The following is a 23,611-nucleotide window of genomic DNA, read 5'->3' as shown; positions in this document are numbered from 1 at the left end:
GGTGCCGCCGGACGCCGATCGAATCCTGTTCCCCGCAAGCCATCTGGCCGCCGAGGTGGCCACCCAACCCGATGACTGGGCGCGCGCGGCCACCCTCGCCGCCGTGCACCGCGACCGACTGCCCGCCCCCGGCGAGCGGGTGGCCGTAATCGGCTGCGGCACCTCGCTGTTCATGGCCCGCGCATTCGCGGCGCTGCGTGAATCAGCTGGTCAGGGACTCACCGATGCCTGGTCCGCCAGCGAATTGCGCACTGCCCGCGACTACGACCGATACCTGGTGATCTGCCGCTCCGGCACCACCACCGAGGTGCTGGCCGCCATGTCGGCACTGCCCGATGGCATTCCGCGCACGGTCATCAGCTCCAGTCCCGGAACCCCCGCGCTGAGCCTCGCCGAGCCCGTTCTCATCGACGAGGTGGACGAGAAATCCGTGGTGCAAACCCGGTTCGCCACCACGACACTGGCCCTATTACGCCACCACCTGGGCGAGGATCTGACCCCGGTGATCGCGCAGGCCCGCCGGGTGCTGGCGGAGGATCCGGCCGAATCACTGGCCCGGGTACGGGACGCCGAGCAGATCACCTTCGTGGGAATGGGTTTCGCCGCCGCGCTGGCCGAGGAAGCCGCCTTGAAGCTGCGCGAGTCCTGCCAGGCCTGGACCGAGTCCTACCTCGCCACCGAATACCGGCACGGCCCCATCAGCATCGCCGCCCCCGGCCGGGTGGTGTGGGCGCTCGGATCGCTCGTCGCGGGGCTTGCGGACGACATCGCGGCCACCGGAGCGCATGTCGAGCATCGCCCCGTAGACCCGCTCGCCGAACTGGTGCGGGTGCATCGACTGTGCCTGCTGCGGTCCGCTGACCTGGGATTGAACCCGGATCAGCCGCGCAGTCTGAACCGGTCGGTCATCCTGGATTGATGGGTGGCCCTGTGAATGCCGTCGCGGCAACAGATCTGGTGCTCGCCGTGGACGTCGGCGGGACCACGACCAAGGGTGAGATCACCGACGCGGACGCCGCCGTCCTGTGTGCCGCCACCATCCCCACCCCGCACGGTGAGGCCGCGTTCGACGCCATCGAGTCGCTCGGGGCGAACCTGCTGGCCACCCTGACACCCGAGCGGCGGGCCCGCGTCGCGCGTGCCGCCGTCATCCTGCCCGGCCTGGTCGACCGGGAGCACGGCACCGCCGTCTTCAGCAGCAACCTCGGCTGGCGAAACGTGAAGGTGGGCGGCCGTTTCGCCGACCGCTGGGGCATGCCGGTACTACTCGACCACGATGTGACCGTCGCGGGTTGGGCCGAATGGCGCTACGGCGCGGGCGCGGGCATCGACGACGTCGTGGTACTGATCATCGGCACTGGAATCAGCGGCACCCTCGCTGTCGGCGGCCGCCTGGTACGCACCCCCGCGCACCGCGAGGACGCGCAAGCCGGCGAGTACGGCCACATCCCGGTCCGGCACCGCGACGGCCTCCCCTGCCCCTGCGGCAATACCGGCTGTGTCGAGACAGTCGCCTCGGGACCGGCCATCGCCCGCGCCTACAACGCCCGCACCGGCCTGAACCTCACCCGTGCGGAGTCGGTTTTCGACGTAGCCGACATCGACCCCACCGCGAGCGCGGTGATCGCCGACGCCGTCGACGCCCTCGCCGAGGGACTACTCGGTGTCCTGCACGCGACCTGCCCGGAGCTGATCGTGCTCGGTGGCGGGCTGTCCGGTGCCGGAACACTGCTCACCGACGCCCTCCGACTTCGCCTCACCGCCCTGCTCCGAGTGGTCCCGGTACCGCGAGTAGCCGTGGGCAGCTTCGGTATCCGCGCCGGGCTGGTCGGAGCGGCGAGCCTGGCCCGGACAGGCACGCTGGAATGACCGGTCCCCGCGAGGATTCCGAGCCAGCGATGCGCCCGGCACACCGTGTGCGCAGACCGCGGCAGGCTGGTCGCCCCGCACGTCGACCCTTCACACCTGCGCGGCATCGCCACGCCCGGACCACCGTGCGGCGCGGTGAGCCGACGACGGAGTCCGGTCGGGGAAACAACGCTCGCGCCGACGGGCTCGAATGGACACTGGGGACAGGGGGCCGGGGATGAGCAATGGGCGCGTGCTGGACCTGCGGGGGCGCGTGGTCACCGGGGCGGGAGTGATCGAGGACGCGGTGATCACGGTGCAGGGTGAGCGGGTCGCGGCTGTCAGATCCGCCACGGATTGGGTTGCGGCGCATCGGGAATTGCCGCCGGAGTTCTCGGGGACGGTGCTGCCGGGGCTGGTGGATATCCACAATCACGGCGGGTTCGGGCACCGGTTCGACACCGTGGACGGCGGGGAGGCGCGGGCGGCGGCGGCCTTCCATCATCGGCAGGGGTCGACCAGTGTGCTGGCGGGGATCGTCACCGCCCCGCCCGACGACATGGTGGCGCAGGTGGCCGTATTGCGGGAACTGGCGGTGGAGGGGGTGATCGCGGGTATTCACGCGGAGGGGCCGTTCCTCTCGCGAACCCGTTGCGGGGCACACGATCCCAGCCTGCTGATCGATCCGGATCCCGCGCTGGTCGATCGGCTGTTGAAGGCCGCCGACGATCACCTCTGCGTTGTCACGATGGCTCCCGAGCGCACCGGATTCACCGATGCCGCACGACGATTCGCGGACGCCGGGGTGGTAGTCGCCGTCGGGCACAGTGATGCCGACTTCGCCGAATTCCGTTCCGCACTGGGCCCGAACGGTTGCGCGACGCTGATCACGCATATCGGCAACGGGATGCCGCCGCTGCATCATCGCGCGCCGGGACCGGTGGCGGCGGGACTGGTCGCCGCGGCGGAGCGGCAGGCGTTCGTGGAACTCATCGGCGACGGGGTGCACGTCGAATCCGGCTTCGGCACATTCGTTTTCGCGACCGTGCCGGGCCAGGTCATTCTGATCACCGATGCCATGCAGGCGGCGGGCATGCCGGACGGGGAGTACCGGCTGGGACCGCAGACCGTGACCGTGACGGACGGGGTGGCGCGGGTGCCGGGCGGTTCCATCGCGGGCGGCACCTCGACGCTGCTGCACTGCCTGCGCTGGGCAGTCCACGAGTGTGGGTTGCCGTTGACCGAGGCGGTGGCCGCGGCGACGTCGATTCCGGCGGCAGTGGTCGGCCTGCCCGACGTCGGTGATCTGCGTCCCGGCATGTTCGCCGACGCGGTCGTCGTCGACGACGATCTGCGATTGGTTCGGGTATTGCGAAGAGGGAGGTGGCTGGCGTGATCCTCACTGTCACTTTGAATCCGGCCTATGACATGACGTACCGGGTGGAGCAGCTCGCCCTGGGCCGGGCCCAGCGGGTACTGGCGGTGGAGCAGCGGCTCGGCGGGAAGGGCGTGAACGTCACCCGCATCCTCGGCCAACTCGGAATCGCCTCGCGAGCAACCGGTTTCGCCGACCACATGTTCGCTGCGGCGGCCGAGATGGAGTTCGCGGCAGACTTCGTACCCGCACTGCCGTGGGTGCGCCGAACCGTGGTGATCAGCGAATCCGACGACGGCACCGCGACGGGACTGTGGGAGCCGGGAGCGCACCTCACCGAACCCCATGCCGTGCACCGGCTGCTGGATCGCGTGCGGAACCTGCTGCCGGAGCTGACCGGTGTGGTGGTCGCGGGATCGCTGCCCGGCGGCGTGGATCACACCCTGCCGGGCGAACTGGTCAGGCTGGCACTCGAGGCGGGCGTGCCCGCGGTCTGTGACGTCGACGGCCCCGCATTGCGTTTCGCCGCAACGATTCCCGGCGTGGTGCTGACCCCCAACCAGGACGAACTGCCGCAGCTCACGGGCACCGTGCTGGACTCACCGGAAGCAATGGTGGACGCGGTGCGGCCGCTGCTGGCGGCGGGCGTGCGCGCCGTACTCGCGACACGCGGGGCCGACGGCATGATCGCCGCCACCGGTTCGGGCGCCTGGTCCGCGGCGCTGCCGTCGCGGCTGGCCGGGAATCCGACCGGGGCGGGCGACGCCGCCGTGGCCGCGGTGATCAAGGGCCTCGCCGCGGCTCCCGACCCGGAGTGGACCGCGCTGCTGGCCGACGCGGTCGCGACATCCGCTGCGGCGGTGGTCATTCCGGTTGCCGGGGCCATCGACCTGCGATTGCGGCAGCGGCTGGCCACCGATGTGGTCGTCACCGCACTGGCCGCACCGTGCGAGGAGCTACCGGCGTGAGCTTGCTTCCGCTACCCGAACTGTTCGCACTCGCTCGTCCGGGTGGGCTGGCCGCGTTCAATGTCATCACCCTGGAACATGCCGAGGCGATCGTGTCGGCCGCCGAGATCACGAGACGCCCTGTGGTACTCCAGATCTCGGAGAACACGGTCCGCTATCACGGCGGTCTCGAGCCGCTGGCCGTGGCCTGCCTCCGGCTGGCCGCCCGCAGTCCCGCCACCCTCGCTGTACATCTGGATCATGCGACTTCCCGCGAATTGATCTCCGAGGCAGTCGAAGTCGGAATCGACTCCGTCATGTTCGACGGATCCGCCCTGGACTATTCCGCCAACGTGACCGCGACCTCCGAGATCGTCGCCTGGTGCCACGACCGCGACGTCCACGTCGAGGCCGAACTGGGCGAGATCGGCGGCAAGGACGGTGCGCACGCACCGGGCGCACGCACCGATCCGGACCAGGCCGTGGAATTCGTGACAGCGACCGGAGTCGACGCCCTCGCCGTCGCGGTGGGTTCATCGCACGCCATGCACACCCGCGATGCCCGCCTCGACTTCGACCTGATCGAGGCGCTGACAGCGAAAGTCGGTGTCCCACTGGTCCTGCACGGCTCGTCGGGGGTACCGGACGCGGGCCTGCGGGGAGCCGTCGAGGCCGGGATGGACAAGATCAACCTCGCCACCCGCCTGAATATCGCTTTGACAGAGGGCATCCGGGCAGTCCTGCTCGTGGAGTCCAAGGCCTCCGATCCACGGCGATACCTGGGCGCCGGGAGGAACGCACTGCGCGACGAAGGGATTCGCTTGATCCGCATTCTCGATGTATAGGGATACCCATCGATCCGGTCGGCCATGAGCCGCGCCTGGGCCGAACGCGGCTTCGGGTGGGCCATATCGCATCTATCGAGTTCGAGTTCAGGGATTTGAAAAATCGGAGACACACAGTTTGTGTATGTGAAACATGTGTACTTCACAGCTCTTGCTCAGGTAACTTACAGTCGTTAGTTGCGGCAGGGTTGCTGTGTGGGGTGGCGTGCTGCGTTCGTACGCATGTCGAAGATTGGTCCATTGGATATGAGAATGAAGCGGTTCGCCCTCTTGGGCGCCGTTGTGGCGATTTCCCTCTCGGGTAGTCAGCTGGCGCACGCCGAGCCAAACCACTCACATGGCAAACATGTCAATGTCAACCGGATGGCCGACGGTAAGTCGATCGAGGGTGAGTACGTTGTTGCATTGCAAGATGGTGCGTCTATCGATGAAGTTCTCGGTGACCTGAAGATCGACAAGCCGATTGCAAGATATACGCATGCCCTCAATGGGTTTGCGGCGAAATTATCTTCGCAGCAGCTGCTGACCCTTCAGTCCGATGACCGGGTCTCGTTGATCGACGAAAACGGGGTCGGCGACACTTCGAGTGAAAGCGAGTGCTCACTACCGCTCTCGACGACCACGTGTAAAGGACTTACCGAGGCGGGTCGTGCGTTCTACCAAGCTCATCCCGAGTGGTTTCTGGATCGCATTTCGCAGCAACAGCCGCTTCCGACTGACCCAGCGGCGTACGTGAGCTCATTCAATCCGGCGTCCACCGGCGCGGGAGTGAACGCCTACGTGCTCGACAACGGCATCGATTTGACTCACCCCGAGTTCGGTGGCCGCGCCACCAATGACCATGACGTGTTCCCCGGCGGGAACGGAGGGCTATGCCCCTCGAGCGCCGATAGTTGGGATCACGGAACCGAGGTTGCCGGCATGCTGGGCGGTTCCGCCACCGGTATCGCACGGCAGGTGAAACTTCATTCGGTGAAGATCAGCCAATGCACAACGGCGACTATCGTATATTCGAATATGCTGCTCGGAGTCGACTGGCTGCTCACGGGGAACAACATGCAGAAGCCCGCGGTCGTGAACATTTCATACGAGTACCCGCGTATTGCCGACCTGAGGAGCACCTTGACGGGCGCGGTAGATAAACTGTCCGCGGCCGGCGCGTTCATAGCCACTGCCGCAGGAAACGATGCCAACAACCCTGGCACCCCTTGGTACGCCTGCCTCAGCATTCCACAGAATGCGAAGGGCGGGATTACTGTGGCATCGAGCACCAGGCTCGACACAATAGCCGTCGACAGTAATTCAGGAGGCTGTGTCGGTATGTATGCTCCCGGCCTCAATGTGACAACGACAGCTCCGAACAATACGCATATGTTCGTCGGCGGAACGTCGTTCGCGGCCCCGCTCGTTGCCGGTGCTGCGGCGTTGTACAAGGCCACCTATGGTGACGCCCCTACAGCCACGATCCAGCAGTGGCTCATATCCCATGCGACTTCGGGTGCGATCACCGACAATCCGCCTCCGAGCTCGAACTTCGGCACCACCCCCAACTTGTTGCTGAATATCAGCGGCCTGTGACCGTGGCCTTGCGGTCAAGTCACTGACGCTCGCCCGCACGGGCTTGCTCGAGCCCGATGCACAGCAGTCAAGGGGCCGGGCGCAGCAATGCGCCCGGCCTACATGCTGGGGTAGGGGTGCTGACGGAACCACAAGGATTCCTTAGTCTTTGGGTTCTCGCTGGTCCTGGCGTCTTTGTCCCCCGTATGGGGGATGCGGGTCCCACGGACGTGTGATGTGAAACTTCCCGGGCCTCACCTACGCTGCCGGTCCAATGCACTCGTGATCTTCCGGGTGCTTCGGTACCTGAATGTAGGAGCGAGATGTTCGGCAGACGCGGGTTTCTTTCCGGGGCCGCTGCTTCGGTGACGGCGGCAGCGGTGGCGGCCGAGGTGGGTGGCGCGGCCGGGCGGGCTCGGGCCGATGTGGATGCCTCGAAGCCGAATATTCTCGTGGTGATCGTGGACGAGATGCGGGCTCCCATGTGGTTCCCGGATCAGGGGACGTTGGATCAGCTGCTACCGAATATCGCGCGAATCCGTAATGGGAGTGTGTCGTTCGAGGGGCATTACACGGCCGCGAACGATTGCACCGCGTCGCGGGGCGCGTTGGTGACGGGCCTCTACGCGCACCAGACGGGATGCATGGTGGTGTCGGAATCGACGCTGTCGCCGAAGTTTCCGACCTGGGGGTCGATGCTGCGGGAGCAGGGGTACGAGTCGACCTGGTGGGGGAAATGGCATCTGGGGCACTACCCGGATCGGACACCGGGGGCGTTGGACGCGTACGGGTTCGGGGGCGGCACCTATCCTTCGCCGAACGGCGCTCCGGGGCAGGGATTGCAGGCGGATCCGAAGATCGTGGACGACTTCGTGGACTGGTTCGAGCACGATTCGGGCGGGGCGCCGTGGTGCACGACGGTGTCGCTGGTGAACCCGCACGATATCCAGTACTGGCCGCGGTGGACACGGCGTGACCAGAACAGCCTCGACATCCCGCGCTGGATGGATCAGCTCCCGGCCAATTTCGAGTCCCTGGAACAGCTTTCGGCGAAGCCGCGCCTGCAGACGGCACTGGTGCAGGCGTCGGTGATCGCGTTCGGGCTGGCCCCGTACGGGACGCAGGAGGCGATGACCGCCTGGATCGAGATGCGCAACCTGTACCTGTGGCTGCAACAGCAGGTCGACATCCAGATCGGCCGGGTACTGGACACCCTGAACTCGCGTCCCGACGTGGCCGCCAACACCGTCGTCATCTTCACCTCCGACCATGGGGATTACGCGGGATCACATGGCCTGCACGGCAAGGGCGGCGGCGCGTACGACGAGGCGGTGCGGGTCCCGTTCTACGTGCACGACCCGCGCGGCTACCTGAGCCCGACCTCCGGGACCAGTGTCCGCAACCAGCTCACCTCGAGCGTGGACCTCACCCCGCTACTGCTGACCATCGCCACCGGCGGGACCGGGTGGCGCTCGGTCGACCGATACCAGCATCTACAGACCCGCTTGGATCTGACCGCGTTGTGCCGCAACGCTTCCGCGCCCGGTCGCCCCTACATCGCGCACACCACCGACGAGGCGTCGATCGAGGAAGCCGCGTTGCTGTTCGACAGCAACGCGCCCGCGCACGTCGCCATGGTCCGGACCGCCGATGCGAAGTTCGCCACCTACTCGCACTGGGTGGACGGCCGGATCCAGGTCGACGCCGCGCAGGAGCAGGAGTTCGAGCTCTACGACTACTCCACCGATAAGGGACGGCTGGAACTCGACAATCAGGCGGCGAGCGGAAATCCCTTGCGCTCCAGCATGGAACAGCTGCTCGCGCGGGCCGTCGACACCGAGATCCAGCAGCCGCTACCGGCCTACCTGAAGGACGCTCAGGATCAAGGCATCGACGACTACGAGCAGTCGCAGCGCAGCATCGCGACGAAGGCCGAGCGCACGGGCAGCTTCCTACAGGACTTCCTCACCCCGCAGTAGCGAACTCGCGCAAAGTGATCGGCGGGCGGCCGGTGAACTGTTCGATGGATTCGGTGACGCGGAACAGCTCGTGACCGGATCCGATGGCGGCGAACATGGTCCACAGGTGGGTGAGGTGTTCGACGGCGACCTCGTCGCGGTAGACGTCGATCGCGGTCCTCGCCCACTCCCCCGCGTCCACGGGAACGTAAGGGACACCGAGGATCTCGGCCGCCTCCCCGACGGTCATGATCTCCCCGGCCAGCCACAGCACGGGGTCGACCGGACCGTCGGTGCGCAGCACTCCGGAGCCCACCCCGGCCACGTCCGCGCCCGCGATGAGCGGCAGCACGGTGTCAGGGGAACCCAGCGGCAGGGCCAGTACACCGGTATCACCGATGGCGACTCGCAGGTTCTCGAAGAACACCGCCGCCCGCAGGTGCACCGCACCGATACCGGCACGGTCGAGAGCCTGTTCAGCGACCCAGTGCCGACGCATATGCGGGGTGCCGGCCTGCGGATCGGACCCGAGCTGCGAGACCGCGACCACCCGTTCCAGCCCGGATTGCTGTCCGACCGCGGCGAAAACGGCTGCGGCGTCCAGCATTCCGGCGGTGACCGGATAGGTGAAGTAGGCGCGGCGCACGCCTTGCAGGGCGGGGGTTACGGACTGTATCTCCCGGAGGTCGCCCAGCACGATCTCCGCGCCGAGGTCCTTCAGTTCGGCCGCGCGGGCATCGTCGCTGTGCACGAAGGCCCGCACCGGCAGTCCGGCTTCGAGGAGGGATTCGGCGACGCGGCGGCCGGTGCCGCCCTGACTGCCGCCGGCTGCTCCGGTGACGAGGATGGGTGCCATTTCGATGCTCCTCAAACGGTTTTCGGCAGGTCGAGGGTGAACGCGCCGCGATCGGCGACGACGGTGAGGAAGTCGACAGGGTCGAAAGCCTCACCGGGACTGGCGACTCCGCTCTTGGCACTACCGTCGACCAGCCGGACGGCAGCTTCCACCGAGGCGAGCGCCGCGGCCTGCCACAGGTCCCGGCCGCTGAGGTAGCCCGCAGCGGACCCGCCCCCGGCGAGAATCTGTGCGGCGATGGTGAATTCGCTGGCCGCACGCGCCTCGGGTGCGACCTGCTCGCTGGTGAACGCCTGGTCTTCGGCGAAGGTGCGGGCGGTCAGCTGGGCTTCCACCGCGCGCGTCCGGGTGTGGCGGGGCACGGTCACCGTCTCCGGGAACGGAACCGGCGCGATCATGGGACGCGGGCCGACCGGCGGCGGGAAGGCGAAGATGGCCTGGCGGGGTTCGATGAAGCCGTACTGCTGCGCGCCGTCGGCATAACCGATGCGGTCGGTATCGGCGAACAGCAGGCGGGCGGTCTCGACCGCACCGTGGGTCATCATCCAGTTGGTGACGTTGTAGGCCACCGTGATTCGATCGATGTCGGGCACGCCTCGAGCCACGGCCCCGGCCAGCAGGTCGCCGAGGCCGCCGTAGAAGCTGACGCTCGGCAGCATGGTGATCCCGGCCCGCTGGGCACGCTCCTGAAAGGTGTCCAGCAGCAGCTTGACGTGATGGATCTCCACCGCGTGATCGATGTAGTGGCAGCCGCCTTCGACTGCGGCGGTGGCCACCGGCAACCCGGTGATTGCGAACGGCCCGGCACAGTGGATGAGCACATCGGCCGCCTCCGCGAGGGCGCGCAGGGCCGGCGGATCATCGAGGGCGGCGGGCATGGCGCGCACGTCACCCAGCGCGGCAAGGCTTTCCGGGTCGCGCCCGGACACCACCACCTCCTGCCCGCGCGCGAGCAGGTCGGCGGTAACCAGGCGACCGGTGTGACCGGTGGCCCCGTAAACGGCGAATACGGTCATGAATGATCAACTCTTCTGAATCGACGGACAATTCGAACATCAGTTCAGAAGTAGAGACGCCCGCTGGGACCGAAAGTCGTCGGTCCCAGCGGAAAGATCTTGAAAACGAACGTGATTCAGCGCTTGGCAGCCGCCCGGTCGCGCATCCGATTGAGGGTGAGGGTCCAGAAGGCACTGGCCACATCCAGCGGAATGCGGGGACTGGCAGCGCGCTTGGTCATGTCCAGCCGAGCCTTGCGCATCAGGCCCGCGGAAGCCTTGTCCGGATGGCCGGTTTCGAACGGCGGATGCGGGTCGTATTCGATACCCAGCTGGGTCAGCTGGGCGGTCTCCTCACCGGAGATCTCACCGACCAGCCACAGCCCCAGGTCGATGCCCGCGGAAACGCCTGCGGCGGTGACGATCTTGCCGCTCTGCACGATGCGGTCGTGCGGGCGGGATTCCGCGCCGAAGGCGGCCAGCGCGGGCTGGGCGGCCCAGTGCGTGGTGGCGGGATGCCCGCGCAGGATGTCGGCGGCCGCCAGCACCAGCGCACCCGAGCAGACCGAGGTGGTGAAGCGTGTGGTGGGGTGGACGGCGCGCAACCACGCGATGAGTTCCTTGTTGGCCATCGCCTCGGTGGTCGAGGCCTCCGAGCCGCCGACCAGCACCAGATCCGGTGCGGGGGTCTCGGCGAAGGTGTGGGTCGCGCCCAGGGCGAGCACGCCGGAATCGGAGACGACCGGACCCACCTGGTTGGCGACGAATCGAATTTCGGAGTCGGGGATACCGCGCAGCACCTCGTAGGGGCCGACCACGTCCAGCACGGTCAGTCCGGGGTAGAGCACGATGGCGATCTGGAAGGTCATGGGACAGGCTCGCTTTCAGGATCTGGTGAACCGGGCGCGGTATTCGCCCGGCGGTAGGCCCAGCTGGCGGTGGAAGACGCGGTAGAGGGTTTCGGGGCTGCCAAGGCCGACGGCGGCCGCGACCCGGTCCATGGGTTGCTCGGTGGTTTCCAACAGCCGCCGGGCAGCGGCGACGCGGACCTGTTCGACGTAACGGGCAGGCGTGGTGCCGGTTTCGGTGGCGAAGACGCGGGAGAAGTGCCGGGTGCTCATGCCCGCGCGCGCGGCCAGTCCGGCCAGCGACAGATCGGCGGCGAGGTTCTCCTCCATCCAGACCTGGAGGGTCCGAAGCGAATTCCGGCGCGGCGGGTTGGCGGCGATGGGCGCGCTGAACTGGCTCTGACCACCGGGACGGTGCAGGTAGACCACCATCCAGCGCGCTACTTCCCGGGCCAGGTCGGGTCCGTGGTCGGCGGTGACGATGGCCAGCGCCAGATCGATTCCGGCGGTGACGCCCGCCGAGGTCCAGATCGGTCCGTCGCGCACGTAGATGAGGTCGGGTTCGGTGGTGACGGCCGGAAAGTGCTGGGCGAGCAGTTCGCCGCTGGCCCAGTGGGTGGTGGCGCGGCGACCGTCGAGCAGGCCCGCGCGCGCCAGCACGAAGGTGCCCGAGCAGACCGAACCGATCCGCTCGGCCAACGGCGCGACCCGCTGTACCGCTGCCACCAGGGCCTCGTCGTGGGACGCCGCCCAGAATCCGAGACCACCGGCCACCAGCAGGGTGTCCACCGGTTCGGTCCAGCCGTCGAGCCCGTGGGTCGCGGTGATCTCGATGCCGCACGACGAGCGCACCGGCCCGGCCCGCACGGCCGCGACCTCGACGCGATACGCACCGGACCCGCTCAGCAGTGCCGCACCGTGGAAGACGTCCGCCGGTCCGGCCAGGTCGGTGAGCTGAAAGCCGTCGAACACCACGATCAGGACCACCCGCATACCTTCAGCCTGCGGTCTGCGAGGCGTGGCGTCAACGACACGACTCTGTCAGATCCAGCCATTCCCGGGGTGGCCGGACGGTTGCCCGCACGGTCCGCTTGGTATGAATTGCGGGTGGCCCGACATCTCTTCCTCTGCCCGCTGCGGTGGTCCGATATGGACGCCGACGGGCACGTGCACAATGCCGCGCACCTGCGCTACCTGGAGGAATCCCGGATCGACCTGTTCTGGACCCGCGGCTTCGCCGGGTCGAACGTGGTCGCGCAGATGGACATCGACTATCTGTCGCCGCTGCGCTACCGGCCGCGCCCGGTGCGGATCGAGACCTGGGTGACCAAGATCGGGCGCTCGTCGTTCGCCCTGCAGCAGGAGATCCGCGACGAGGACGTGGTCTATTCGACCGCCACCTGCACCATGGTCGCCTTCGATCAGGAGACTCAGCGCTCCCGGCCGCTCGCCGATGACCAGCGAATCCTGCTCGAGGACTTGGACGCCTGATGCACTCCTACGATATTCAGCTGCGGCGCACCGATATCGACGCGCAGCACCATCTCAACAATGTGGTGTTCGCCCAGTACCTGGACGAGGCCCGCGCCGATCTGCTGGCCCGGCACGACGCCGGGGGCCGGGCGTGGCGGGTGGTGGTGGCCGGGCAACGGCTCACCTACCGCACCCCGCTGATGTTCCGGGCGGCGCCGGTGACGGTGACCTCGGCGGTGGAGCGGGTCGGCACCAGTTCCTTCACCCTGGCCCACGAAGTTCGCGACGGTGAAAACCTTTATCTCACAGCGACTTCCACGCTGGTGGCGATCGACGACGGCGCGCCGCGCCCGCTCACCGATGCCGAGCGCGAATATCTGGTGACCCTGACCGCCCGCTGAGCCTATAGTTGATGTACCGCCTGGTCAGCGTTGCAAGGGGTGTACATCATGGCCAAGATGACCATTGTCGAGTTGCTCGACGTGTTCAAAGATATGACGCTGCTGGAGCTTTCGGAGTTCCTCAAGGCGTTCGAAGAAGAGTTCGGGGTCACCGCCGCACCACCGGTAGCCACCCAGACGGTCACCGACGTGCCCGTCGTCGAGGTCGCCGACGAGCAGAGTGAATTCGATCTGATCCTGGAATCCTTCGGCGACAAGAAGATTCAGGTCATCAAGGCGATGCGGGAGATCATTCCCGGCCTCGGCTTGAAGGAGGCCAAGGATCTGGTCGAGTCCGCGCCCAAGGCGGTGCTGGAAGGCGTCGACAAGGGCGCGGCCGAAACCGCCCGGATCAAACTGGAGGCGGCCGGGGCGCGCGCCGCCCTACGCTGAGTCGCTCGCCCGCCGCCCGCGTTCGCGCGCGGCGGTCTCGAGATAGGCGCTGAGCTCGGTCTGCAAGGCCTTGTCCAGCGCCTGATCGAGGCTGTCGCGCACCGCGCGGGTGCCCAGATCCCGCCAGTGGTTGATCATTTCGGTGGTTTCGGCGATCTCGGCGTCGGAGTCCGGCAGCCAGCCGGGCCCGTGCTGTTCGACGATGTGGTCCTTGGCGGCGACCACCATCAGGCTCGCGATGTCCTCGAGCCGGCCGACCACGGCCGCGTAGAGATCGATCAGTCCGGGCAGGGCGATGCCGTAACCGCTGAGTCCGGCGAAGGTCTCCAGCAGGTCGGGGCGGGTGAGTTCGGCGGTCTCGCCGCGCATTCGGATCAGTCCGAGTTCCTCGAGCCGCGCCAGTTCCGCGCCGTGCACCTGATGTTCCTCGGTGTCGCCGAAGAACGTCTCGATGAGTTCGATCGGAAGTTCCATCGGCTCTTCGGGTTTGCCCCAGGTGGCGGTGACGGCGCTCTGCAGGCCGAGGATCTCGGTGAGGTCCTTGCCGGTCTCCCAGCTGGTGATGAAGTCCGCGATATGCGCGATGGTGAAGCCGCGCTGCAGCAGCGTGTCGATGATGCGCAGCCGTGCCAGATGGGTGTCGTCGTAGATGAGCGCGCGGCCGCTGCGCCGCGTGGGTGTGGGCAGCAGGCCGCGTTCCTGATACGCCCGCACATTGCGGGTCGTGGTGCCTGCGGCCTGGGCGAGATCGTCGATGCGGTACTCCGCCATCCGTGTCGCACCCACCCTTTCCGCGCGTCGATCCCCGACCATGCGCGAAGCCCAGGCCGGGATGCGGGTCAGCATCCCGGGCCCGGGCAGCGCGCCTCGTGACGACATTAGCCGAGCGAGGCGGTGGTTCGGCTGTCAGCGGCTGCGGGTCGGGCGGCTGTGCGGGCGGTCAGGTGGAAATCCGCGGGGTTCACAGCGGCCAGCTGACGCGTGTACTGGGTGCCGAAACCCGGGTACATGGTGGCGTTGAACCCCTCTTCGGTGAGATACCAGCTGCTGCAACCGGAATTCCAGGTGGTCGCGGACAGCCGACGCTGGATGCGGCGGTTGTAGCTGTCCTGGCGCTCCTGACGCGGCTCCAGCATGCGCAGGTCGCGGTCCAGCAGCAGTTTGATGGCGTCGGTGAGGTATTCGATCTGCGCCTCCATGTAGACCAGCGCCGAATTGTGTCCCGGCCCCGAATTCGGCCCGAAGGTGAGGAACAGGTTGGGATAACCCGCGACCGTGATGCTCTTGAACGCGTATGCGCCACTGCGCCATTCGTCGGACAGCAGTCGCCCGTCGCGGCCGGTCACCGGAATCGGCGTGCCCTGCTTGGACACCTCGAAGCCGGTGGCGAACACGATGACGTCGGCCTGGTGCTCGATGCCCTCGGCGGTGCGGATGCCGCGCTCGGAGATCTCCGCGATCGGCCAGGTGATGAGCTTGCAGTTGTCGGCCTGTAGCGCCGGGTAGTACTCGCTGCTCATCAGCAGGCGCTTGCAACCGGCCCGGAAATCCGGGGTGAGCTGACGGCGCAGCCACGGGTCGCGAACCTGGCTGCGCAGGTGCATCAGCGCCACCGATTCGACGACGCGGGTCAGCGGGGTGTTCCACACCACGCCCAGCGCCACCGACTCGTGCCCCCAGAACCAGGCCTCCCGGGCCAGGGACTGGGTGACCGGCAGCTGGCGGTAGAGCTGCTTGGTGACGCCGTGCGTGCGCCGGTTCATCCGGGGCAGCACCCAGCCGGGCGTGCGCTGGAAAACCTTCACGGCCGCGGCCTTTTTCACCAGTTCGGGGATGATCTGCACGGCGCTGGCCCCGGTGCCGACGACCGCGACCTTCTTACCGGTGAAGTCGTAGTCGTGGTCCCAGCGGGCGCTGTGGATCTTGTGGCACTCGTACGAATCGAGACCCGTGATGTTCGGGAACCCGGCGTTGGCCAGCGGGCCGGATGCCAGGATCACGCTGCGCGCCCGCACTTTCCGGCGGCCGTCGGCGAACGCGACCGTCCACAGCCCGGCGTCCTCGTCGAAGGACAGACCGGTCACGGTGTGCCCGAAGCGGATATAGGGCGCGATCCCGAATTCGGCCACCATGGAATCGATGTAGCCGAGGATCTCCGCGCTGCCGGAGTAGGTCTGCGACCAGTCCGGGTTGGGCGCGAAACTGTAGGAGTACAGCCGCGACGGGATGTCGCAGGCCGCACCGGGGTAGGTGTTGTCGCGCCAGGTGCCGCCCACCCGGTCGCCGCGCTCGAAGACGGCGAAGTCGTCGATCCCCTTCTGCCGCAACCGGATAGCCGCACCGATGCCCGCGAATCCGGCTCCGATGATCGCCACGTCCAGCGGCTTGCTCGCGGCGCTCATGCGACGGGCTCGTAGGTGAGTTCCTTGGACCAGGTCGGCTGCTCGGGCAGCAGCCGGTCCGGGATGCGCGCGGACAGTTTGACCAGGGCGTCGGCGACCAGGTGATACGGGTTGTCGCGGTTGATCACCCAGCCCGCGTGCATCTTCACGATCCGGTACATGGGTACCCGGTTCGCGATCGGCGCGCGCTCACCCACCTGCTTGAAGCGGGCCATGGCGGCGTACAGCTTGCCCTCGTCGACACCCATCTCGACGATGTTGTCGCGCATCTTGTTCAGCAGCGGCACATAGCTGAGCACGCCGATCAGCAGCGACGGCTTGACCCAGCCGCCGACCAGGTCGGTGGCCAGCTTGCGCACGCTGGCGTGGCCGAGCAGTTCCATGACGGCGTAATCGGTGGCCAGATGGCGCGATTCGTCGTTGTTGATCCGCTTGAACACCTCCTGCGCGACGGGGTCATCGATCTCGTCGGTGATGAACTTGATCAGCGCACCGTCCAGGGCCACCTCGAGCATCGGAATCACGGTGCCCAGGAACGACAGCGACATGCCGTCGGCGTACTTGTCCAGGAAGTCGATCACCAGCTTGACGTTGATGTTCGGTTCCGGGATCTCGTCGCCGTCGAGCATGCCCCACCGGCGCATCAGGGCCAGTTCGGCATTGGCGTGCCGTTGTTCCTCGGCGTGGAAGTAGCGATAGATCTCGGCCAGCGTCGCGGTGGGGGCCTTCTTGGCCATGGCCGCGAAGCCGCGCGCGCCGACGTTCTCGATCCACATCAGATCGGCCATGAAGGGCTTGAGCTTGGCATGCAGGGCGGGGTCGATGAGCTCGGTTCCCGGTGCGTCCCAGTCGATGTCGGCCAGCGCCCACTGCTTGGACTTGATCTTGGTCAGCATATTGTCGAAGTCGAAGGACATTATCGGACTCCTGTCGTCTCGGTGGTCTTGGCGGTCGTCGCCGAATCCTCCTGGGGCAGGACACGATTCAGGACGCCGAGCGAGTGGGTGTAGAGCGCCGGGAAGTGGCGCTTGAGATGCCAGACCACGCGGGCGTCGAGCTGCGGCAGCACGTACAGCACGCCCCGGTCGTGGGCGTCGAGGGTGGTGGCCGCGACCCGGTCGGGCGAGAAGCCGGTCCAGCGCATCAGCGCGTCGGCCAGACGCGAAGAGCCGGAGGTGATCCGGCCGTCGCTCACCACATTGGTCTTGACGAAGGTCGGGCACAGCGCGGTCACCGCCACGCCGCTGCCGGACAATTCGGCCGCCATCGTCTCCGACAGCGACACCACGGCGGCCTTGGACACGTTGTAGGCGGCCATCCCCGGTGCGGCGGCGAAACCTGCCGCGGAGGCGACATTGATGATGCCGCCGCGACCGGCGGCGCGCAGCTGCGGCGCGAAGATCTCGCAGCCGTGCACCACACCCCACAGGTTGATGCCCAGCGCCCACTCCCAGTCGCCGAATCCGATGTCGCCCACCGGTTTACCGCCGATGCCGACACCGGCGTTGTTGATCACCAGGGTGGGTGGGCCGCCGAAGATGAGTTCGGCGTGCAGCGCCAGGCTGGCCACGTCCTCGCGTCGCGACACATCACAGAACACCGCGTGCGCGGTCCGCCCGTGCGTCGACTCGATCAGCCGCACGGTCTCGTCCGCACGATCCTTGTCGATATCCGCGCACACGACTTCGCCACCGCGCGCGGCGATTTCGAGCGCGAAGGCCCGCCCGATGCCGCTTCCGGCACCGGTGACGACGGCCTTGGCAGCATGTGAACGCCGCTTGCCGCCGAGTGCGAGCACCAGTTCGTCGATCGGCCACATATCAGCTCACCTGCTCTCGGATCGGGGAATTCGATTGCGCCAGCGTGGATGTCACGAAGGCCGCGGCGCGACGCAGGGCGGCGGCCGCCTCCGGGACCAGCAGTGGCAGCGCCTGGAAGACGTGGATGCGGCCGGGCCACAACTCAAGCTCGCACGGGGTGCCCGCGGCGGCGGCCATATCGCGCAGCTGGCGCGCGTCGTCGGCGAGCATCTCGCCGCTGCTGGCCTGGACGAACAGCGGCGGCAGCGTGGTTCCGGCGGGGATGCGCAGCCGCAGGCGCGGTGAATCCTCCGGTTCCGCAGCGGTGTACAGCTCGATGAGCCGCCGTCCCACGGTCGCGGGGGCCATCGGATCGGGCAGCACCCGGTCGCGGCGTTCGGCCAGGGTCAGGGTCGGATCCATCAACGGGGAGAACATGAACGCCCCGGCGGGTTGTTCGGCTCCGCTGATCGCGTTCTGCAACAACAGATCCAGAGTCAGGTGACAGCCAGCGGAGTCGCCGCCGATCACCAGGTTCTCCGCGCGATAGCCGTGGCTCAGCAGCCAGCGATACCCGGCAGCGGCGTCCTCGGCGGCCGCGGGGAACGGATGCTCGGGGGCCAGGCGGTAGTCGACCACGAACACCGGCAGTCCGGTCAGCTTGGACAGCCGCGAGGCCAGTCCGCGATGGGTGCGCGCCGAGCACACCACGTATCCGCTGCCGTGCAGGTAGTAGATGGCCCGGTTGCCGTGCTCGACGCCGGCCGCGCGGACCCATTCGCCGCGCACGCCGCCGGATCGGACCGGCAGCACCGCGGTGCCCGGGAGGGTGGGCCCACCCGCCGCCATGATGCCCGCGATCAGCGCCCGCCCGGCCTCGATACCGATTCGATTGTTGGGCAACAACCCGTTGACCCGGCGTATCCCCAGCACCGACGCCGTGGCCGCCAAACGCGTTCGCGTCGTCGCCCGGCTGGGAATCGCCCCGGCGACCTGCGACGGGAAGGTCGCCATTGACCTTGTTCTCATGAGCTAAGCATCACCAACGAATGCGCCAGTTGTCAATGGCACATTCATAACGACATTCTCCGCCCCCGGTCCGGGGATCCGCGTCGCGGCTGCACGCTCAACCCTGGGGAGGAGGCGATTCGGCCCGCGGGTGGTGGCCCCCGACCCGCTCGCGGCGCAGGCTGACGGTATGGATATCGCTGATCTGCTGGTGCGGATGGCCGTGTGGAGTGTGCAGGCCGTGGGGATCGTGTGGCTGGTGACGGCGGCCTGGTTCGCGGCGGTGCGACGCGACAGTCTCGGTGGCAAGCTGCGGCACTTTCTGAGCACGCTGCTGCCGGAACCCTGGATGATCGTCGGCATCGTGGTGCTGTTGGTCGCCATTCATCAACTGCCGCAATCGATCTGGAACCACGTCAGCTGGCAGAACGCGGCCGTGCAGTCGATCGGGGCGATCATCGTGATCGCCGGGGCCGCGCTGATGATCTGGGCCCGGCTCGCGCTCGGCGCGATGTGGGCCGGACGGCCGATGATCCAGCAGGAGCACCGGCTGCACACCGGCGGGCCGTACCGATTCGCCCGCCACCCCATCTACACCGGGATCCTCGGGGTCATGTTCGGCCTCATCCTGATCGACGGTTTCGGGGCCAGCGTGATCGTGTTCGCCTTCGTGCTGGCCTGGCTGCTGCACCGGGTGCGCGTCGAGGACGACATGCTGATCGCCACCTTCGGCGACGACTACCGCGACTACCGCGAGCGAGTCCGGGCCCTGGTCCCACTGCCCCGGTAGGCTGGCCGACGGAACCCACGCAGCTCTCGAGGAACACACGCCACCGGGAAGGGTGCACCGTGAGTACTACGAGCGATACCTCGGCGGACAACGAAACCACTGCGGGCGGGGCGACCGTCGCCCCGGTCCCCTACCGGTTGAGCGAGGCTCCCGGACCACTCTCCCCCGGCGAACTGGCCGAGATCGACGCCTGGTGGCGGGCCGCCAACTACCTCGCCGTCGGGCAGATCTACCTCAAGGACAACCCCCTGGTCCGGGTGCCACTGCTGCCCGAGCACATCAAGCCGCGACTGCTCGGCCACTTCGGCACCGTGCCCGGACTGAATCTGGTCTGGGTGCACGCGAATCGGGCCATCCGGGAACGCGAACTGAACGCGGTGTTCGTCGCCGGACCCGGGCACGGCGGCCCCGGGCCGAACGCGTGCGGCTGGCTCGAAGGCACGTATTCGGAGCTCTACAGCTACATTCCGCAGAACGAGGAGGGCATGCGGGCGCTGTTCGCGCAGTTCTCCGCACCGGGCGGCGTGCCCAGCCACTGCGCGCCCGAGACCCCGGGCTCGTTCCACGAGGGCGGTGAGCTCGGCTACTCGCTGCTGCACGCTTTCGGTGCGGCCCTGGACAATCCGGATCTGACGGTGTTCTGCGTAGTCGGTGACGGCGAGGCCGAGACCGGTCCGCTGGCGAGCAGCTGGCATTCCAACAAGTTCCTCAACCCCGGCCGCGACGGCGCGGTGATCCCGATCCTGGCGCTCAACGAGTACAAGATCGCCAATCCCACACTGCTGGCCCGCATTCCGCAGGACGAACTGGTGATGCTGCTGCGCGGCTACGGGTACGACCCGATCGTGGTCTCCGGCAGCGATCCGGGCGCGGTCCACCAGGCCATGGCGGCGGCCATGGACACCTGCCTGGATTACATTGCGGCACTGAAAGATCGGGTGCGCGCCGGTGCGGACGAGCGCGCGATCTGGCCGATGATCATCATGCGCACCCCTAAGGGCTGGACCTGTCCCCCGGTCGTCGACGGCGTCCAGGTGGAGGGCACCTTCCGCGCCCACCAGGTGCCACTGGCCGGAGCCCGCGAGAACGACGAGCACCGCCTGGTGCTCGAGCAGTGGCTGAAATCGTATCGGCCACAGGAACTTTTCGACGACGACGGACGACCCGCGGCGAACCTGCTGGAGCTGCCGCCCGCCGGAGACCGCCGGATGAGCGCCAACCCGGTCACCAATGGTGGTCTGCTGCTTCAGGATCTGCGGCTGCCCGACTGGCGGGACTACGGCGTGGAGGTGATCGCGCCGGGCACCGTCAAACACGAAGCCACCCGGGTACTCGGCGGCTGGCTGCGAGACGTCACCCGCGCCAACCCGAACAACTTCCTCACCTTCGCCCCCGACGAGCTCGCCAGCAACCGGCTACAGGACATCCTGGAGGTGACCGGGCGCGACTGGCAGGCCGAAATCGGTGAGTACGACGTGAAACTCGACCGCACCGGCCGCGTCATCGAGGTGCTCTCCGAGCACATGTGCCAGGGCCTGCTCGAGGGCTATCTGCTCACCGGCCGCCACGGCGTCTTCACCTGCTACGAGGCGTTCATCCACATCGTCGACGCCATGTTCAACCAGCACGCCAAATGGCTCGACGCCAGTTCCCAGGTGTCGTGGCGGCGGCCCATCGCGAGCCTCAATTACCTGCTGTCCTCGCATGTCTGGCGGCAGGACCACAATGGCTTCACCCACCAGGACCCCGGCTTCCTGGACGTGGTGCTGAACAAGAAACCCGAGATCGTGCGGGTATACCTGCCGCCGGACGCCAACACCCTGCTGTCCACCTACGACCACTGCCTGCGCTCGCGGCAGTACGTGAACGTGGTGGTGGCGGGCAAGCAGCCGCAGGAGAGCTGGCTGTCGGTGCCGGAGGCGGCGGTGCACTGCGCGCGCGGCATCGGCATCTGGGAGTGGGCGGGCAACAACGACTACACCGGCTCCTCGCCGGACGTGGTGCTGGCCTGCGCGGGTGACGTGCCGACGCTGGAAACCCTTGCGGCGGCGTCGATTCTGCGACAGCGGCTCCCGGAACTGCGGGTCCGGGTGGTGAACGTGGTGGACCTGATGCGCCTGCAACCCGAGGACGAGCATCCGCACGGCCTGCCGGACCGGGAATTCGACGCCCTGTTCACCTGCGATCGCCCGGTCATCTTCGCCTTCCACGGCTATCCGTGGCTGATCCACCGGCTCACCTACCGCCGCACCAACCACTCCGGGCTGCACGTGCGCGGCTACAAGGAGAAGGGCACCACCACAACGCCTTTCGACATGGTGATGCTCAACGATCTGGACCGCTACCACCTGGTCATCGATGTCATCGATCGGGTGCCGGAGCTGCGGGCGAAGGCGGCGGGGCTGCGCCAGGAGATGGTCGACGCCCGCTGGCAGGCCCGCGCCTGGACCCGCGAACACGGCGAGGACATCCCCGTGGTCGTGGATTGGAAGTGGAACTAAGCGCGCGAGCCGCCGCGCGACCCGAAACGGGAACGGGCGGGACGGTCGACGGGGCGTGCCTGCACCGCGGTCGCGGGAACGGTGCGACGGGAGGCGTCGCCCAGAACGGACAGGACGGTCAGCGGGGTACGAGAGAAGTTGATGAAAGCCATGACAGCCCTCCTTCGGGAGATCTGCCGACTACCTCGTCACGAACAAGCAGGTCGCGAACGGGAGGCCGGGAACGATGGGTAAGGACGAACCGGACACGGATACGGACTGTCGCCGCACATTCGTTCCTCACCTCCAATCCGCCGGGTCGTCGTTTCACCTCGCTGGGCGAGGTGCAGATCGGCCATCTTTACATACGATCGACCGTCAGGTCAAATCCGGGGTCGATCGGTAAGCTCGCTTCACCGTGACATCGAACAAGCAGACTCCCATTCCGCGTCAGTACGCCGGACGCACCGCCGAGCAACGCGTCGGCGAGCGACGCGGGCGACTGTTCGAGGCGGCCCTCCAGCTGTACGGCACCCAGGGCTACGCCTCCACCTCGATCGAGCAATTGTGTTCGGCGGCAGCCATTTCCATGCGCAGCTTCTACCAGGAGATGGGCAGCCGGGAGAAGCTGCTGATCGCGCTGGCCGACGACATCACCGGCCGCGCCACCGCCGCCGCGTTCGAACGACTCGCGGCGCTGTCGAACGCGGCGTTCGCCGACCGCATCACCGCGGGTTTCCGCGCGTATCTCGCTGTGACCTGCACCGATCCGCGCACTGCCCGGGTCTGCTACATCGAGGTGGTCGGGGTCAGCACGGCCGTCGAGGAGTGGCGCGGGCGCTGGCGGGGCAATATCGGCGCACTCGTGCAGGCCGAGGCCGAGCAGGCGGTGGCGCGCGGGGAGGCCCGCGACCGGGACTACCGGCTCTTCGCCATCGCGGTGATCGGCGCGGTGAATTCCCTGGCCCAGGAGCTGGCGCGCGGGGACCGCGAACCAGAACCGCAGGTGACGCTGCCCTCGATCTGCGCGGAGATCACCAGCCTGGTCATCGCGGGTGTCGCACCGGAGCCAGCGGCACCGTGAGGTAGGACGCCGCGTCGGCGCCGCGCTGGATGTCGACGCTGCCGCCGAGCAGGCTCGGATAGTCCTTCGGATTCAGGATGTGGGTGGGGGCGTCGCCCGAGGCGAGAGTCACCTGGAGGCGATGGCCCGACGCGAAGACATGGAAGGCCGGGCGGATCTTCACGTCGTATTCGGTGATCTGCCCGGGCACCACCGGCAGCAACGACTCCCGGGTACCGGGATGAAACGGGCCGATGACGGAAGTTCCCGGCCAACTGGCCGTCGGTGAGCGCGGTCGCGGTGCCGTCGGGGGCGATGTCCTGCACGGTCAGCGGTCGAACCAGGCCAGCTCGATGGCGTGGATGTCGATATCGGCCGTATTGCGTTGCACCCCAAGCTGAATGTGGAACCAAGGACCGTAGAGCATCTGATAGCGGCCGCTGCCGGTCGCGTCCACGGGCATCGGTCCCGTGTGCGGGCGGCCCGCGTAGGCGCCCTCGGCGCTGGTGCGACAGGTCACACTGCGGTTATGGT

At 67.6% G+C, this 23,611-nt stretch carries 25 protein-coding genes; 13 read left to right on the top strand and 12 right to left on the bottom strand.

Annotated features, from left to right (window positions below):
* The first annotated feature begins 1 nt into the window (after position 1).
* From OG300_RS39685 to OG300_RS39655, 7 genes are all read left to right on the top strand, one after another.
* Positions 2–919 (top strand): SIS domain-containing protein, encoded by a 918-nt coding sequence (locus OG300_RS39685; protein ID WP_405490185.1) that lies wholly within the window; start codon positions 2–4, stop codon positions 917–919.
* A complete protein-coding gene (locus OG300_RS39680) occupies positions 919–1,869 on the top strand; it encodes an ROK family protein (protein ID WP_405490183.1) in 951 nt (316 codons plus the stop codon). Before OG300_RS39685 ends, OG300_RS39680 begins: the two co-directional genes overlap by 1 nt.
* A 217-nt stretch (positions 1,870–2,086) precedes the next feature.
* Entirely contained in the window at positions 2,087–3,244 is a 1,158-nt protein-coding gene (locus OG300_RS39675; RefSeq protein WP_405490181.1) for an N-acetylglucosamine-6-phosphate deacetylase, read from the top strand.
* On the top strand, positions 3,241–4,191 hold the full coding sequence (locus OG300_RS39670) for a hexose kinase (RefSeq protein ID WP_405490179.1): 951 nt from the start codon (positions 3,241–3,243) through the stop codon (positions 4,189–4,191). The genes OG300_RS39675 and OG300_RS39670 overlap by 4 nt, the downstream gene beginning before the upstream one ends.
* The gene (locus tag OG300_RS39665; protein ID WP_405490177.1) at positions 4,188–5,015 is read left to right on the top strand and encodes a class II fructose-bisphosphate aldolase; all 828 of its coding nucleotides are present in this window, start codon (positions 4,188–4,190) and stop codon (positions 5,013–5,015) included. Before OG300_RS39670 ends, OG300_RS39665 begins: the two co-directional genes overlap by 4 nt.
* 222 nt (positions 5,016–5,237) lie before the next feature.
* Positions 5,238–6,593, top strand: coding sequence for a S8 family serine peptidase (locus OG300_RS39660; RefSeq protein WP_405490175.1), 1,356 nt, complete (start codon positions 5,238–5,240; stop codon positions 6,591–6,593).
* A gap of 302 nt (positions 6,594–6,895) precedes the next feature.
* On the top strand, positions 6,896–8,551 hold the full coding sequence (locus OG300_RS39655; RefSeq protein ID WP_405490173.1) for a sulfatase-like hydrolase/transferase: 1,656 nt from the start codon (positions 6,896–6,898) through the stop codon (positions 8,549–8,551).
* Here the strand turns inward: OG300_RS39655 and OG300_RS39650 are convergent.
* From OG300_RS39650 to OG300_RS39635, 4 genes are all read right to left on the bottom strand, one after another.
* Positions 8,538–9,386: an NAD(P)H-binding protein gene (locus tag OG300_RS39650; protein WP_405490171.1), complete on the bottom strand. Its 849-nt coding sequence runs from the start codon at positions 9,384–9,386 to the stop codon at positions 8,538–8,540. The two genes, OG300_RS39655 and OG300_RS39650, sit on opposite strands and share 14 nt — an antisense overlap.
* 11 nt (positions 9,387–9,397) lie before the next feature.
* Entirely contained in the window at positions 9,398–10,402 is a 1,005-nt protein-coding gene (locus tag OG300_RS39645; RefSeq protein ID WP_405490169.1) for a saccharopine dehydrogenase NADP-binding domain-containing protein, read from the bottom strand.
* A 116-nt stretch (positions 10,403–10,518) separates the two neighbouring features.
* Positions 10,519–11,250 (bottom strand): DJ-1/PfpI family protein, encoded by a 732-nt coding sequence (locus OG300_RS39640; RefSeq protein WP_405490167.1) that lies wholly within the window; start codon positions 11,248–11,250, stop codon positions 10,519–10,521.
* A gap of 15 nt (positions 11,251–11,265) precedes the next feature.
* Positions 11,266–12,222, bottom strand: coding sequence for a GlxA family transcriptional regulator (locus tag OG300_RS39635; protein WP_405490165.1), 957 nt, complete (start codon positions 12,220–12,222; stop codon positions 11,266–11,268).
* A gap of 114 nt (positions 12,223–12,336) precedes the next feature.
* Here OG300_RS39635 and OG300_RS39630 point away from each other — a divergent pair, with 114 nt between their 5' ends.
* The 3 genes from OG300_RS39630 to rplL are packed head-to-tail and all read left to right on the top strand — an operon-like array spanning position 12,337 to position 13,535.
* Positions 12,337–12,720, top strand: a complete 384-nt coding sequence (locus OG300_RS39630; RefSeq protein ID WP_405490163.1) for an acyl-CoA thioesterase — start codon at positions 12,337–12,339, stop codon at positions 12,718–12,720.
* Positions 12,720–13,103, top strand: a complete 384-nt coding sequence (locus OG300_RS39625) for an acyl-CoA thioesterase (protein WP_405490161.1) — start codon at positions 12,720–12,722, stop codon at positions 13,101–13,103. The genes OG300_RS39630 and OG300_RS39625 overlap by 1 nt, the downstream gene beginning before the upstream one ends.
* Before the next feature lie 48 nt (positions 13,104–13,151).
* Positions 13,152–13,535 carry a 50S ribosomal protein L7/L12 gene (rplL, locus tag OG300_RS39620; protein ID WP_405490159.1) on the top strand — a complete coding sequence of 128 codons (384 nt, stop codon included), beginning with the start codon at positions 13,152–13,154 and terminating at the stop codon, positions 13,533–13,535.
* On the opposite strand, the gene OG300_RS39615 is transcribed toward rplL, so the two are convergent.
* Genes OG300_RS39615 through OG300_RS39595 form a run of 5 tightly spaced genes read right to left on the bottom strand, consistent with a single transcriptional unit; the run spans position 13,527 to position 18,765 of the window.
* Entirely contained in the window at positions 13,527–14,414 is an 888-nt protein-coding gene (locus tag OG300_RS39615) for a MerR family transcriptional regulator (protein ID WP_405490157.1), read from the bottom strand. The genes rplL and OG300_RS39615 overlap by 9 nt on opposite strands.
* Positions 14,414–15,937, bottom strand: a complete 1,524-nt coding sequence (locus OG300_RS39610; protein WP_405490155.1) for a flavin-containing monooxygenase — start codon at positions 15,935–15,937, stop codon at positions 14,414–14,416. Before OG300_RS39610 ends, OG300_RS39615 begins: the two co-directional genes overlap by 1 nt.
* Positions 15,934–16,854 (bottom strand): ferritin-like domain-containing protein, encoded by a 921-nt coding sequence (locus tag OG300_RS39605; RefSeq protein WP_405490153.1) that lies wholly within the window; start codon positions 16,852–16,854, stop codon positions 15,934–15,936. The genes OG300_RS39610 and OG300_RS39605 overlap by 4 nt, the downstream gene beginning before the upstream one ends.
* Complete coding sequence (locus OG300_RS39600) at positions 16,854–17,756, bottom strand: SDR family NAD(P)-dependent oxidoreductase (RefSeq protein ID WP_405490151.1); 903 nt, start codon at positions 17,754–17,756, stop codon at positions 16,854–16,856. Before OG300_RS39600 ends, OG300_RS39605 begins: the two co-directional genes overlap by 1 nt.
* 1 nt (position 17,757) lies before the next feature.
* Positions 17,758–18,765, bottom strand: coding sequence for an alpha/beta hydrolase fold domain-containing protein (locus OG300_RS39595; RefSeq protein WP_405490149.1), 1,008 nt, complete (start codon positions 18,763–18,765; stop codon positions 17,758–17,760).
* 169 nt (positions 18,766–18,934) lie between these two features.
* Here OG300_RS39595 and OG300_RS39590 point away from each other — a divergent pair, with 169 nt between their 5' ends.
* Positions 18,935–19,534 (top strand): methyltransferase family protein, encoded by a 600-nt coding sequence (locus tag OG300_RS39590; protein ID WP_405490147.1) that lies wholly within the window; start codon positions 18,935–18,937, stop codon positions 19,532–19,534.
* A 59-nt stretch (positions 19,535–19,593) separates the two neighbouring features.
* On the top strand, positions 19,594–22,035 hold the full coding sequence (locus tag OG300_RS39585; protein WP_405490145.1) for a phosphoketolase: 2,442 nt from the start codon (positions 19,594–19,596) through the stop codon (positions 22,033–22,035).
* On the opposite strand, the gene OG300_RS39580 is transcribed toward OG300_RS39585, so the two are convergent.
* Complete coding sequence (locus OG300_RS39580) at positions 22,032–22,187, bottom strand: hypothetical protein (RefSeq protein WP_405490143.1); 156 nt, start codon at positions 22,185–22,187, stop codon at positions 22,032–22,034. The genes OG300_RS39585 and OG300_RS39580 overlap by 4 nt on opposite strands.
* Before the next feature lie 245 nt (positions 22,188–22,432).
* Here OG300_RS39580 and OG300_RS39575 point away from each other — a divergent pair, with 245 nt between their 5' ends.
* Positions 22,433–23,098 (top strand): TetR/AcrR family transcriptional regulator, encoded by a 666-nt coding sequence (locus OG300_RS39575; protein ID WP_405490141.1) that lies wholly within the window; start codon positions 22,433–22,435, stop codon positions 23,096–23,098.
* Here OG300_RS39575 and OG300_RS39570 read toward each other — a convergent pair.
* Complete coding sequence (locus OG300_RS39570; protein ID WP_405498841.1) at positions 23,061–23,291, bottom strand: CocE/NonD family hydrolase C-terminal non-catalytic domain-containing protein; 231 nt, start codon at positions 23,289–23,291, stop codon at positions 23,061–23,063. The genes OG300_RS39575 and OG300_RS39570 overlap by 38 nt on opposite strands.
* A 114-nt stretch (positions 23,292–23,405) precedes the next feature.
* On the bottom strand, positions 23,406–23,597 hold the full coding sequence (locus OG300_RS39565; RefSeq protein ID WP_405490139.1) for a hypothetical protein: 192 nt from the start codon (positions 23,595–23,597) through the stop codon (positions 23,406–23,408).
* Positions 23,598–23,611: the final 14 nt, after the last annotated feature.

The organism is Nocardia sp. NBC_00511, assembly GCF_045161165.1.
In the GTDB taxonomy this organism is placed as follows: domain Bacteria; phylum Actinomycetota; class Actinomycetes; order Mycobacteriales; family Mycobacteriaceae; genus Nocardia.
This window is presented reverse-complemented; position numbering and strand designations above follow the sequence as displayed.